We start from the raw sequence: 13926 nt of genomic DNA on the forward strand, positions 1-13926 counted from the left end.
TTATGCTGTGCTCATTAGTGGCGTGACATCACACTTCTGGATGATAAATGTGTTAATGCCGACTTTTAACAAACTTGAATGCAACCTTAACCAATTCGATCTGTCATAACCTCACAACAACTAAAAAAACGTCTGTGGACAGACGTTTAGAGTCTCATTCAGGAACAAACATGACAGATCTAAAACAGCGACTCGGCCCGTTCTGGCCCTTCGCCGTCTTCTGCGCGCTCGCGCTTTTCTCTCTCTCTTTCAGCCGAATCGCCCTCGGTCTCTGGCAACTGGAACGAATGGATGCCGTGGCCGGTTGGCAGGAGATGCTGCTGCAAGGGATCCGGGTCGACTTTGCGACCCTCTGCTGGGTCTGGGGTGTCCCCGCCATGCTCACTCTGCTGCTGGCAGGCCCCCATGCCATCGGCCGAGGCTGGCTGCAACTGATGCGCGTCTGGCTGACCGTCGGACTCTGGCTGATGCTGTTCCTCGAGATCTCGACCCCCTCGTTTGTCACCGAGTATGGCGTGCGTCCCAACCGTCTCTATGTGGAGTACCTCATCTATCCGAAAGAGGTGTTCGCCATGCTGTGGGCGGGGCGCAAAGCCGAGCTGCTGCTGGCGTTACTCTTCAGTGGCGCCGTGCTGACCGGCGGTTGGTGGCTGAGCAGCCGTCTGGTACGTGGTCTCAGCTTCCCCCGCTGGTATCTGCGTCCGGCCTTCGCCCTGCTCATTCTGGCCATAGGTTTTCTCGGTGCCCGCTCCAGTCTCGGCCACCGCGCCCTGAACCCGGCCATGGTCGCCTTTGCCGAGGATCCGCTGGTCAACTCGCTCACAGTCAACTCCGCCTACTCCCTCTTCTTTGCCATCAAACAGATGGGCGCCGAGGAGGATGCCGGCCAGTTTTACGGCGAGATGACCCCTCAGAAGGTGCTCGAGGTCATGCGCAAGGAGAGTGGCCGTCCGGCCAGTGATTTCAACTCCGATCTGCTGCCCAGCCAGACCTTCAACCAGGCGAGCTTCCAGGGTAAACCGAAGAATCTGGTGATCCTGCTGCAGGAGAGCCTGGGCGCCCAGTTTGTCGGCTCCCTCGGCGGCCTGCCGCTCACCCCCAACATCGATGCCCTGTCGCAGCAGGGCTGGGCCTTCGAGCAGCTCTACGCCACCGGTACCCGCTCGGTGCGTGGTATCGAGGCGGTACTGACCGGCTTCACGCCGACCCCGGCACAAGCGGTGGTCAAACTCGGCAAGAGCCAGACCAACTTCTTCACCATCGCGGATCTGCTCAAACAGCGGGGTTATGACACCAGCTTTATTTATGGCGGCGAGAGTCACTTCGACAACATGCGCAGCTTTTTCCTCGGCAACGGCTTCACCACCATCGTCGAGCAGAAGGATTTCGACAATCCGGTGTTCAAGGGCTCCTGGGGCGCCTCCGATGAGGATCTGATGGCCAAGGCCGACGAGACCTTCAAGGCGCTGCACAAAGAGGGCAAACCCTTCTTCAGTCTGGTGTTCAGCTCCAGCAACCACGATCCGTTCGAATTCCCGGACAACCGCATCGAACTCTTCGAGCAACCCAAACAGACCCGTAACAACGCGGCCAAGTATGCGGATTACGCCATCGGCGAGTTCTTCAAGAGGGCGAAACAGTCCGAATACTGGAAGGACACCCTGTTCCTGGTCATCGCCGATCACGACAGCCGGGTCGGTGGCGCCAGTCTGGTGCCCATCCCCCGCTTCCATATTCCGGGGGTTATCGTGGGCGACGGTATTGCACCGAGAAAGGATCCGCGCATCGTCAGCCAGATCGACATGGCGCCGACCCTGCTCTCTCTGATGGGGATCAGTGCCGACTACCCCATGCTCGGCAAGGATCTGACCCGCATGCCCGCCGACTGGCCGGGGCGCGCCATCATGCAGTACGACAAGAACTTCGCCCTGATGCGCGGCAAGGATGTGGTGATCCTGCAACCGGAACGGGCGGCAGAGGGCTATGTCTACGATGGTGCCAGCGAGAAGCTGACCCTGGCGGCGCAGCCGGACGCCTTGAAGGAAGATGCGCTTGGTCTTGCCCTGTGGGGCAGCATGGCCTATCAGAAGAGTCTCTATCAGACGGCCAAGGATGAACGCACCGCCGCCAATTGAACACCCCGTGCAGATTCAACCCATAGCAGAATAGAAAAAACCGCCAGCTGGCGGTTTTTTTCCATCTATCCATACCGTCGGCCCACTGGCCATTATGGCTGGGGAAAGCAGGGCAGGGAGCGGCTGAACTTGTGCTCGAATACCAGCGAGGTTTCGAGGTGCACCACCTCTTCGCGGGAGGTGAAGTGATCGAAGACGAAGTTGCGCAGGTGCTCGGTGTCGGAGACACAGAGGTGCACCAGAAAATCATCCTTGCCCCCCATGTGGAACAGACTGATCACTTCGGGCAGCGCCAGAATGGCATCGCGGAAAGCATCGATGATCTGGCGGCTGTGACGTGCCAGCTGCAGGGAGACCATGGCCTGAATGTGGCCACCGAGGGCCTGATAATCCACTTCGCAGTGCGCACCCTTGAGCACGCCATCCTGCTGCAGCTTGCGCACCCGCTCCAGACAGGTGGAGGGGGCAACACCGACCAGCGCGGCCAGATCCTTGTTGGTCATGCCCGCATCCCGAAACAGATGGGCCAAGATATCCAAATCCAGTTGATCCAGGTTTCTCATCTTAACTCCTTGAACCGCTCAATTTTTTAGACTCTGCCCGTAAACCGGGGCAAACACAACGGCCATTGACATCCCCCCTGCCCCGCCTATCCTTGGCGCCATTCACCGGCCGCAGCCCTGCGGCCACCACGCGAGGATCCGCCATGCACCCGTATCACCCCTTCTGGAGCCTTGAGGTTCCCCGTGTCGACGGTCAGCTGCTGCTGACCCCCTGCCCCGGCACCCAGCAGGTGCCGCTGACCCTGGCGCTCGATCAACTGCGGTTGGCCGGTGCCCACGGGGTGGTGACCCTGATGACAAGCGCCGAGTTGATCCGACTCGAACTGGCGCAGCTCGGCCAGCAGGTCGAGCACGAAGGGATGCGCTGGTTCCATCTGCCCATCGAGGATGATCTGGCCCCCGATGCCGCCTTCGAGGCCGCCTGGCAACAGGTGCTGCCGCAGTTGCGCGAGCTGCTGGGGGATGGCAAACATCTGGTCATCCACTGCAAAGGGGGCAGCGGTCGTACCGGTCTGGTCGCCGCCGCACTGCTGATGACCCTCGGCCAGCCACAGCAAGAGGCGATGGCCGCCATCAAGGCCCACAGACCCAAGGCGTTTACCCTGGCCTGCCACCGCCAATGGCTCGACCAGCTGGCCGAGCGGCTGGCGCAGGGCGACTGACTACTTGCCTCCCTGGTCGTAGGTAAAGACCTTGCCGATATCTTCCACCCGATAGCTGGTGAGCTGATAGACGTAGTAGTTGAGCCAGTTGGCAAACAGCAGATGACCGTGGCTGCGCCAGCTGGCGCGCGGCGTCCGGCTCGGATCGTTATTCGGGTAGTAGTTGACCGGAATGGCCGGGTCGAGCCCCGCCGCCAGATCCCGCTGATACTCCCCGTCCAGCGTCAGGGCATCGTACTCCGGGTGCCCGGTGACAAACACCTGACGACAATCCTTGGTCGCCGCCAGATAGACTCCCGCCTCTTCTGACTCGGCAAAAATCTGCAGATCGGTGTGGGCGCGGATCAAATCGCCATCAAAGGCCGCATAGCGGGAGTGGGGTGCGACAAACTCGTCATCGAAACCACGCAGCAGCGGTTCGTGCTCATCGAGGCGATGATGATGATACACACCGGAGAGCTTCTCGCCACGGGTCTGCTTCTCCATACCATACAAGGCTTTCAGCGCCGCCTGCACCGCCCAGCAGAGGAACAGGGTGGAGGTAACATGCTGATGGGACCACTCGATGATCTCGACGATACGCGGCCAATAGACCACCTCCTCGAACTCCACCAGCCCGAGCGGCGCGCCGGTAATGATCATGCCGTCGTAGTTGTTGCCACGCACCTGCTCGAAGTCGTGATAGAAGTTCTCGAGATGGGCCTGCGGCGTGTTCTTTGACTCCCTGTCATCAATGCGCAGCAGATCCACATCCACCTGCAGCGGCGAGTTGGAGAGCATCCGCATCAGCTGGATCTCGGTCTCAATCTTCTTGGGCATCAAATTGAGGATCAGTACCCGCAGCGGGCGGATGTTCTGGGTGACGGCCCGGGATTCCGTCATCACGAAGATGTTCTCCTGCCCCAACACTTCGGCTGCGGGCAACTGATCCGGGATCTTGATCGGCATGCTTACTCCCTGTACTGCATCGGTAAATATGTCTGGACATCCAGAAGCCTATAATAAAGCTCCCACCCTGTCATCAGATACCTTTTGTATTCACTCTCGCCTTTGACTAGCATACGGCTCAGTATCTCCCCTGCATCCAAGATAATGACCGGTATCAAGATTTCCGTAGATCGACTGCAAGTCGGCAACTATGTCTCCCTGCCACTGGGGTGGCGCGAACACCCGTTCCTGTTTTCCAGCTTCAAGATCAAGAATGAAGAGGAGATCGAGCTCATTCGCCGACTCGGTCTGAAACTGGTCACCATCATTCCCGACAAGAGCGACGTTCCGCCCAAGCCCCTCAATCAGGTACAGCCTCAACCACAAGAGAGCGCAGACGCCGCCCAGCGCCAGGCTCAGATGCAGCAGGAGAAGGACCGCCGCATCGAGCAGTTGCAGCAGTATCGTCGCAACCTGCAGCAGTGCGAGAAACAGTTTCAGCAGTCGCTGGCCCAGGTGCGCAGCGTGATGAGCAAGCTCCAGTCCCGCCCCCTCAATGCCATCGGCGAGGCGCAGGAGCTGGTCAACGCCATGACAGAACAGCTGCTCTCGGTGGACGAGATGGTGCTGCACCTGGTCTCCGACAGCGAGGATGGCAACAACCTCTACTTCCACTCCCTCAACGTCAGCGTGCTCAGCATGCTGCTGGCCAAGGAGTGCAACATGTCGGCCGACCAGATCCGCCATATCGGTATGGGGGCCCTGTTCCACGACATCGGCAAACTGAAGATCCCGAGCCAGATCCTGCGCAAGACCGAGCCGCTCACCAGGCCGGAGCAGAACCTGATGGCCCAGCACCCGCGCTACGGGCTGGATCTGCTCAATCTGGCCAAGGATTTCCCGTCGGAAGCGAAGGGGATAGTGCTGCACCACCACGAATATCTCGATGGCAGCGGGCCGGAAGGGCTCAAGGGTGGCCAGCTCGATCAGCTCACCCAGATGGTGTCGCTGATCAACGAGTACGATAACCTCTGCCACATGCAGGCCAAGGTGCCTTACTCGGCCCTGAGCGGCCTCTACAAGCAGCGCAAGGCGCAGTTCAATCCGGAGTACCTCAGCATGCTGATCCGGTTGATGGGGATCTATCCCCCCGGCAGCGTGGTGCAACTCTCCAACGGTCAGGTGGGGCTGGTAATGTCGGTCAACGCTTCCCGCCTGCTCTACCCCTCGGTGCTGGTCTACGATCCGCGCATTCCCCGTCAGGAAGCCGCCATCATCGACCTGCAGCAAGCCGAACTGTCGATCGCCAAGGTGATCCACCCCAAACGGCTGCCACCCGCCGTGTTCGAGTACCTCAATCCGCGTACCCGGATCAGCTACTACTTCGAGCACAACAAAGCCTGATTGTGTTGGCTCGAGGCCAACCGTTGCCACCCGTTTAATCCAAGGAGCCTGCCATGCGTATCGAGATCATCAGTACCGGAGACGAAATAGTGACGGGCCTGGTGGTGGATACCAACGCGGCCTGGCTCAGCGCTCTGCTGCTGGAACAGGGGTGGCAGGTGCGCCGTCGCCTGACGGTGGGTGACAACCTCGCCGACCTGAAAACGGTGCTGCAAGAGAGTGCCAGCCGCGCCCAGGTGGTGCTGGTGTGTGGCGGGCTCGGGCCCACCGCCGACGACCTCACTGCTCAGGCAGCCGCTGAAGCCTTTGAACAACCGCTCACCCTCTTCCCCGAATGGCTCGCTACCATCGAAGCGCGCTACGCCAGCCGTGGCCGCTCCATGGCACAAAGCAATGCCAAACAGGCCTGGTTGCCGCAGGGGAGTGAGATCCTCGACAACCCGGTTGGCACCGCCTGCGGCTTTGTGGTGCGAAATGGCCAGAGTCAGCTCTTCTTCACCCCGGGCGTGCCGTTCGAGTTCAAGCAGATGGTGCGCGAGCAAATTCTGCCGCGCCTCAAACAGCTGGCCGGTGCGCAGATCGATACCGAGCTGCGTCGCTTTTACACCTTCGGCGTCTCGGAGTCGGCGCTCAGCGATATGCTGGATGCCGACCCCTGGCCAGCTGGTATTGAGCTGGGTTACCGCTCCTCCATGCCCCTTATCGAGCTGAAACTGATCGGCCACGGCGCCAGCGCCGCTGACATGGAGAGCGCCGAGAGCAGATTGCTCAACACGATCCGCCCTTGGCTGGTTGGCAGCGGAGATACGGAACCGGCGCAGCAGATCCTCGCGCTGCTGCAAGGCAAACCGCTGGCTCTGCTGGAGGGAGAGAGTGGCGGCGCTCTGCTGGCGCTTTGTCACGGCCATTCCCGGCTGGAGGCCAACTTCAGTACGCTACTGGCCGATGAGCTGGCGCAACTGCCGACCGCCGATGCGGGCCTGCAACTGACCATAGGGCGAGAGGGGACAGAGGGGGTGCCACTGCTGCTCAGCGCCGATGGCATGCACATCGGTCAGACGGTCAAGGTCAGCCATCCCGACCCGGAGAGCCGCCGCAAGATCCTCGCCTTTGCCGCCCTCGACATGCTGCGCCGCCATATGCTGGGTGAGCCGGTACTCGGAGAGTACCTCACCCTGGCCAGAACAGCCCAGCGCAGCTGATAACTACCGCCCCTGCCAGCGACCCTATGTTGCTGGCGCTGCGATCCGCCTTTTCACGCCGTTGCCAAACAGCACCCATATTTATCCGGCCGCCATCACCGATTTGACTTCAATTCATTGACCATTCAGAAGAAATATCTGAATACTGCCCACTCTCAGGGTTGGTGACTCGCTTTATTAATCATTGAGAGATTAAATGACAGTAGAGGAGCGAGCCGATCGTTCCGTTCTCATCCAGCAAGGAGATGCGGTGTTAAGCAAAGAGTGGTTGCTGCTATCAAGCGATATGGAACTGGTCTGCCTGCGGATTGCCGCCGGTCTCACCAAGCCTGTCACGGAACAGGATGTGCAGGCTCTGCTGCTCGCTTCCAACTGTCGCCGCTATCAGCCGCTGTCCGAGGGGATCAAACAGGCCATCAGCCTGCTCAATACCCTGCTCACCAACCCTGCCGCCCCCGTCCCTGCCAACCCCATCCCCATCGGCAAGCGTCAGGATGCCCGACTCGCCGTAATAGTGGAGAAGGATCGCATGAGCGCCATCGCCCAGATCACTGCCGACTGGGGTGGCAAGTATGTGACGCTGGAACAGCTGAAAGAGGCGATCGCCATCAGCGAAATCAAACAGGGGGTGAGTGAGCAACTGCTCACCGCTGCCATCCAGTCAGCCAAGGAGGCCGCCCCCGGCAGTCAGCTCAAGCTGGTGATTGCCAACGGCCAGCCTGCCGTCAATGGTCAGGACACTCGCTATGAGCGGCTGGTGGAGACCCCGGCCGAACGGATCCTCAAACCGCAGGAGCTGGGTAATGGCAAGGTCGACCTGCGGGATCTCGGCTCCATCGTCACCGTCAAGGCAGGCGCTCCGCTGATGCGCCGTCATCCGGCCACCGTCGGGGTACCCGGTTTTACCGTGACCGGTCAGGATCTGCCCGCCAAAGATGGCAAAGACAGCCCGATGAGTGCTGGCGAGGGCACCTTCATCTCCCCCGATGATCCCGACCTGCTGATTGCCGGTCGGGCTGGCCTGCCCTGTCAGGAGAAAGCGGGCATGAAGGTGGACGAGGTGCTCAGCGTCAAACAGGTTGATGCCCGCCACGGCCACATTGATTTTGAAGGAGGCTTAATCGTCAGCGGCGACGTCAACCCGGGAATGAAGATCCGGGTCAGCGGTGACATCGTGATTGGCGGCTTTATCGAAGGGGGCTGGATTGAGGCAGGGGGCAGTATTACGGTACGCCACGGCATCATTGGCCGCCGCAACGAGCAGGGGGAGTACCTTTGCCAACTCAATGCGCAGGGGGAGATCCACGCCAGCTACGCCCAGTATGCCCAGCTGGAAGCGGGGGGGGATATCCAGATCCAGAGCCAGCTCAGCCACTGCTACTCCCGCAGCGGACAAGATATCAAGGTGGGTGATAGCAACATGCGCAAAGGCACTCTGCTGGGGGGCACCAGCATTGCCAATCGCCTGATCATGGCCCCCAGCCTGGGGGCCGAGGCCGCCAACCATACCCGGCTGCAGATCCTCGGCGGCTACTTCACCCACAAGGAGCAGGAACACCAGCTCAAGCTGCGCCAGCAGGCGTGTCAGGCCCAGCTGGAGAAAATCAAGGAGCTGGTCATGAAGTTGCTGCAACTGCCCAGCGACAAGCGCAATCCGGATACCCTGCGCAAGCTCAAACCGATCCGGGACCATCAGCTGGCCGAACTGGCCCAGCTCGATGAGCAGCTCACCGCCAACCAGGAGGAGCTGCGAAACTTGATGGCTCAGATGGAGGTCATTGCCACCCAACACCTCTACTCCGGCATCGAGGTCGAGATGGCCAGCTTCAAACGCAAGGTTACCATCACCCGAGGCCCTACCCGTCTGACCATCCATGATGAAACCCTGGAGATGACCCCTTACGAGGGACACAAATAGCTCAACCGGCACGGACTGCTCGCTGTATCGTCCGTGATCCCGCCGCCGATTTTCGCTACACTCGCCACTTCCTTGGCCCCACCGGGCGGGCCACCCAGACTCAGGTAGTGAGAGATGTACAAGCTGATCGCATTGGATATGGATGGCACCCTGCTCAACCCGCAGGGCCAGATTACTCCCCGCACCCACGCCGCCATCAGCGCCGCGCGCGCCAAAGGGGTAACCGTTGTGCTGGCCTCCGGCCGCCCGCTGGAAGGGATGAGCCGCTATCTGGAAGAACTCGGCCTCACCACAGAGCATGACTACGTCATCTGCTACAACGGCGCTCTGGTGCAACAGGTGGCCGATCAGCGCATCATCCGCAGCCAGCTGCTGACCGGCAGTGACGCCAGCGCCGTCGCCAAACTGGCTGATGAGCTGGAGGTGAACGTCCATGGTTTCTCGGTCACCCGTGGACTGATCAGCCCCCGTGTCAGTACCTACACCGAGCACGAATCTCGCCTGATCGGCATGCCGATCAATCTGATCGACTTCGCTACCCTGCCTGCCGACGAGCAGATCATGAAGGTGATGATGATCGACGAGCCGCCCCAGCTCTCCCGCGCCATCGAGCGACTGCCTGCTGAGCTCTATGAGCGCTATACCGTGGTACAGAGCGCCCCCTTCTTCCTCGAGTTCATGAACAAGCAGAGCAACAAGGGAACAGGCGTGGCCGCACTGGCCGAGCACCTGGGCCTGACCGCCGCTCAGGTGATCTGCGTCGGGGATGCCGGCAACGATCGCCACATGATCGAGTACGCTGGCCTCGGTGTGGCGATGGGCAATGCCACCGACGAGATCAAGGCTCTCGCCCAGCACACCACTGCCCGCAACGATGAAGATGGCGTGGCTCAGGTGATCGAGCAGTTCGTACTGAATGCCTGATCGCAATCGAGCGCCCCTGCGTCCGATAAGGAAATAAAAACGGGGAGGCTGTCAGCCTCCCCATTTTTTCTCTGGTTAGTTATCTGCGTGATGAGCGGTAATTCGTGCGTATCACTGGTTCGCCAGACACTGGGTATGGGAGCCCGGTTGCAGGTAAGGCGTCAGCAGAGGAGCCATCCCCTTGAGCACCTGTACCGGCAGCGCCGAGGTGAAACGGAACTTGTCAGACTGGCTACCCGGTACATAGGCGGTCAGGGTACCGAAGTGATCCTCACCCAGATAGAAGACGAAGGTTGCGGTGCGGTTGCGCGCCAGCGAGCTGGTCACGTTGCCATAACGGCCCACTGTTTCAATCCGGTTATCCCCGGTCCCGGTCTTGCCCCCCATCTGCAGCACAGTGCCATCCGGCAGGGTAAAGGCACCGGCGATACGTCTTGCCGTGCCCCCTTCAACGACCTTGGAGAGCGCACTGCGCAGGGCTGCCGCCACCTCTGCCGGCATCACCCGGGTTCCCTCGGTGTGCTGCGGCTCAAACTCAGTCTCGAAGGGCGTCCCCTTGGCGAACGAGAGATGCTCGATACGCAAAGTTGGCGAGCGGACACCGCCATTCTGGATAATCCCCATCAGCTCGGCCAGTGCAGCCGGACGATCGCCGGAGCTACCCAAGGCAGTCGCCAGCGAAGGCACCAGATGGTCGAACGGATAACCGAGCTTGGCCCAGCGCTGATGGATATCGAGGAAGGCTTCAACCTCCAGCATGGTGCGGATCCGGCTGTCACGGGCACTGCGATGGCGAGTCTTGAACAGCCAGCTGTAGACCTCCTGCCGCTCGTCACGACTGGCTGCCACCGCATCGGCAAAGGTCGCCTTGTCGAACTCCTTGAGATAGGCCAGCAACCACAGCTCCAGCGGGTGAACCCGGGCGATGTAGCCCTGATCCGGCAGTGAATACTTGCCCGGGCCATAGCTCACATAGAGCTGATTGACCCGCTTCGCACTCAGCTTCTCCCGCGGCAACCGCTCCGCCAGGAAGGCAGCAAAAGCCGCTTCGCTGGCTTCCGGCATCAGGTAGCGGTGAACCGCCGCCAGACGTACCGCACTCGGCTTGAGACCGTCGAGGAAGGTATCGAGCTGCTCCTCGGGAGTCTTGCCGCGATATTTGCGCCAGAAGCGCAGCAGATAGGTCTGGCCCTCTTTGTCGGCAAATTTGGCCAGATACTCCTGACGGCGGGGATCCTTGTCATCCTTGAGCAACTGGGCACGGTTGCCCTCCTTGTAGAGGCTGTATCGCACGATATCGCGCATCAGCCGTACAAAGGGCAAGTTAATTGACTCACGCAAAGAGTCACGCAACGTCGGAATACGATTGTTATCCTCGCGGCGGAAGTTGTTGAAGGTGTGCATGCCACCACCGGTAAAGAACCCTTCGTTGGGGCTGGCGGAGTATTTGCGATCCAGCGCCGCTTCCAGCATCACAGGCAGGCTCTTGTCCTGAGCCGTCATCAGATAGGAGATGGCCCAACGGCTGAGGTTGTCCTGAGAGACGGCAGCCAGCTTGCGCAGATTCTCGACCGGCATCCCGGCATAGTTGTCGTGCAGCTCGGCCACGATCTCCAGATAGGTGGTCAGCACCCGCAACTTGGCGGTTGAGCCCAACTCCAGCTTTGAACCTTCGTTGATATCGAACGGCTGATCAGTGTTGTCGGTCTGCACCCGCACCTTGAACCCTTCCGGCGACTTCTCGAACAGGGTGAAGCTGTAGCGCACATCGCCGGTCTTCTCCGGCGAGAGCAGGCGCTCGCCAAACAGCCCTACCTGGGCGGCAAACGCCGGATCGGCCAACTGCTGCAGATAACGGGATACTTCATTTTGCAGCGGCATGTTGAGGCTGGTATCGGCGGTCAGATCCATCCGGTCGAGGTCATAGAGCTGTACTCCGAGCTGACGGCTCAGGCGAGTACGGGCAACCTGCAACCCCTTGTTGTTGTTCACCCGGGTGATAGCCGGGGACTGCAGGAAATCACGAAACGTAATCTTGGCCTTGAGCGCCGCCTCCATCAGAGATGGCGTGATCATTCCCTCCTGCACAAACAGGCGCAGGTAGCTGTCGGTCAGGGTAGCCAATGCCTCTCGCCCTTGAGCCAGATAGTAAGAGGGACGGCGGTGCGCAATCATCAAAGAGACTACCTGACGCAGGGCAAGTCCCTGTTCGGCCAGCGGCGCATTCTGGTTGCGGGCGGGATCCAGCAGACGGTTCACGTCATCGACATTGGCACCAAACCAGACCCAGAGGCCATCTCCCAGACCATGCACTTCACCATATCCCGGCGCAGCCGAGAGCGGTACCGAGTTGAGGTAGGCCCAGGCGACCAGTTTGCGCGCTTCGAGGGTTTCCGGCCCGAGACGATAAGCCCGCACGCTGGCAGAGGCCATCTGACGGATCTTCTCGGTCGGCGACAGGGTCAGGCCATCCGGCGAGTGGCGATACTTCTCCACCTGGGTCGCCAGGGTACTGCCACCGGCAGATTGATCCTGCATATCGAGCGCCTTGCCCACTTGAGAGAGCGCGGCCTTGGCAAAACGGGGCCAGTCGACCGCCGGGTTGGCCAACGGCTCTTCGTTGCTCAGCAAGTCGCGGTTCTCGATAAACAGCAGCGACTGGATGACAAGAGGCGGAATGGAGTCAAAATCCGGATAGTGATGGGTCGGATACTTGAATTGATAGAAAGGTTCTGCGCGGCAATCGTGCAACGTCAGGCCAGCCTGCACCTTCTCGGTATAGGGCACGAAGAAGCCACGACTGGCGTAGTCATAGAGCGCGTCGGAGAAATGCACCTGCTTGCTGACTTCATAGCCCCGCTGCAGCAAACGCTCCTGCATCATCGGCAGTTGCACATAGCCGAGCCGCTTGTCGAACGGGCCATCCTCAGGGAAAGCGATCTGCTTGCTCTGGCCTGGCTCGACCTGATAGGTGAGCTTGGCGGCATAGCGGGAGATCTCCTGAGATTGCAGCTTCGAGGTTTTCATCTCATAGCCAACCAGAGCGATCACCGCCCCCAGGCACAATAAAAAGAGAAAACAGAACAGCCAACGCCACCAGGGACGACGCTTGCGCTTTGGGTTCCCGTCCGAGGTCTGGACAGATGAATCTTGAGATGCCACTTGTGTCAAATCCGTCTGTTCTGATGCGCCCATATCAGCCCCACCATGGTTGCGCAATTTATTGTGTTTCACTCAAGCTTAGTCTTTTCAAGTCAATGGCTTGAAACTATTGACCGCTTTGTAGTGATGGTAACAGGGCAATTCTAAAAAGGGGAGCCGATTGTTGCAGGAGTGGCAGAGATCAGAGCTGATAGCAAAACACCGGCCAGTGGCCGGTGTCTTTTAAGCAAAAGCTGAACGCTTACTTGTGAGAGCTCATGCCCTTCAGTTTGGAGCTCAGCTCTTTACGCTCTTTGGAAAGCTCGGCGTTCTTGATGATGTGGTCATCCACGCGCTCTTCATAGTCGGCACGCATGTTGGCGATGATCGCCTGCACATCATCAATACTCATGCCCGGCTTGATGTAGTCGCTCAGGTTGTCGAGCAGCAGCACGCGCTTCTGGTTGTCACGGATCTTTTTCTCGTTATCCGCAATTTCACGCTTGAGTTTGTTCTGGCGACGGGACATACGCACATATTCCAGTACATCGCTGAAGGTGGACTTGTTTACTTGTTCCATATCGATACCACTGACTTAAGGTTGATAAAAACTGGCCAAGTTACACCTGGAACCCGGCAAACTCGGCGCGGGACAGGCAAACTCAAGATGCCCTTACTCTACCGAGTTATAAGCGAGATACAACCCTAATCGCGCGCCATGAACAGAGTTTGGCCAAAAGTAAACCAGTTAAAATAGCCAGTAATCCATCAGATAAGGGCTTGATATAGATAGAAAATGGAGGAAATGACAGGATTTTTAGTTCTCTTCCTGCAGATAAATGCTAACACTGGCGGTTTAACACGCTAAAAATACAAAAGCCCGGTTATGAACCCGGGCTTTGTGTTGGTTCCGGTGTGCAACCATCGGGGTCAGTTGGCAAAAACAGCCCATAGCAAAAAGGCCTTCCCAATCGGGAAGGCCTTCAAATTAGTGGCGGAGCGGACGGGACTCGAACCCGCGACCCCCGGCGTGACAGGCCGGTATTCTAA

At 59.4% G+C, this 13926-nt stretch carries 10 protein-coding genes; 6 read left to right on the top strand and 4 right to left on the bottom strand.

What is annotated here, in order from left to right; all coding sequences use genetic code 11:
• Positions 1–170: 170 nt before the first annotated feature.
• Positions 171–2135, top strand: a complete 1965-nt coding sequence (locus tag G5253_RS07145) for an LTA synthase family protein (protein WP_421203002.1) — start codon at positions 171–173, stop codon at positions 2133–2135.
• Positions 2136–2227: 92 nt separating this feature from the next.
• Here the strand turns inward: G5253_RS07145 and G5253_RS07150 are convergent, their stop codons facing one another.
• Complete coding sequence (locus tag G5253_RS07150; RefSeq protein WP_005336001.1) at positions 2228–2698, bottom strand: Lrp/AsnC family transcriptional regulator; 471 nt, start codon at positions 2696–2698, stop codon at positions 2228–2230.
• Between the two features lie 143 nt (positions 2699–2841).
• Here G5253_RS07150 and G5253_RS07155 point away from each other — a divergent pair, with 143 nt between their 5' ends.
• Positions 2842–3360 (top strand): cyclin-dependent kinase inhibitor 3 family protein, encoded by a 519-nt coding sequence (locus G5253_RS07155; protein ID WP_421203004.1) that lies wholly within the window; start codon positions 2842–2844, stop codon positions 3358–3360.
• Here the strand turns inward: G5253_RS07155 and metA are convergent, their stop codons facing one another.
• On the bottom strand, positions 3361–4308 hold the full coding sequence (gene metA, locus G5253_RS07160) for a homoserine O-succinyltransferase MetA (RefSeq protein WP_421203006.1): 948 nt from the start codon (positions 4306–4308) through the stop codon (positions 3361–3363).
• A gap of 144 nt (positions 4309–4452) precedes the next feature.
• Between metA and G5253_RS07165 the strand changes: the two genes are divergently transcribed.
• The 4 genes from G5253_RS07165 (at position 4453) to yidA (ending at position 9735) form a co-directional block, all read left to right on the top strand.
• Positions 4453–5691: an HD-GYP domain-containing protein gene (locus G5253_RS07165; protein WP_201937853.1), complete on the top strand. Its 1239-nt coding sequence runs from the start codon at positions 4453–4455 to the stop codon at positions 5689–5691.
• Between the two features lie 53 nt (positions 5692–5744).
• Positions 5745–6893, top strand: a complete 1149-nt coding sequence (locus tag G5253_RS07170; protein WP_421203008.1) for a CinA family nicotinamide mononucleotide deamidase-related protein — start codon at positions 5745–5747, stop codon at positions 6891–6893.
• A gap of 250 nt (positions 6894–7143) precedes the next feature.
• Positions 7144–8811 carry a DUF342 domain-containing protein gene (locus G5253_RS07175; RefSeq protein WP_304520483.1) on the top strand — a complete coding sequence of 556 codons (1668 nt, stop codon included), beginning with the start codon at positions 7144–7146 and terminating at the stop codon, positions 8809–8811.
• Positions 8812–8925: 114 nt separating this feature from the next.
• A complete protein-coding gene (gene yidA / locus G5253_RS07180; protein WP_113739910.1) occupies positions 8926–9735 on the top strand; it encodes a sugar-phosphatase in 810 nt (269 codons plus the stop codon).
• A 111-nt stretch (positions 9736–9846) separates the two neighbouring features.
• Here the strand turns inward: yidA and G5253_RS07185 are convergent, their stop codons facing one another.
• Both G5253_RS07185 and tmaR read right to left on the bottom strand, forming a co-directional pair.
• Entirely contained in the window at positions 9847–12930 is a 3084-nt protein-coding gene (locus G5253_RS07185; protein WP_421203010.1) for a transglycosylase domain-containing protein, read from the bottom strand.
• 208 nt (positions 12931–13138) lie between these two features.
• Entirely contained in the window at positions 13139–13456 is a 318-nt protein-coding gene (tmaR, locus tag G5253_RS07190; RefSeq protein WP_216947452.1) for a PTS system regulator TmaR, read from the bottom strand.
• Positions 13457–13926: the final 470 nt, after the last annotated feature.

It is taken from the genome of Aeromonas sp. 602658, from assembly GCF_049173005.1.
Taxonomy (GTDB): Bacteria; Pseudomonadota; Gammaproteobacteria; order Enterobacterales; family Aeromonadaceae; genus Aeromonas; species Aeromonas veronii_A.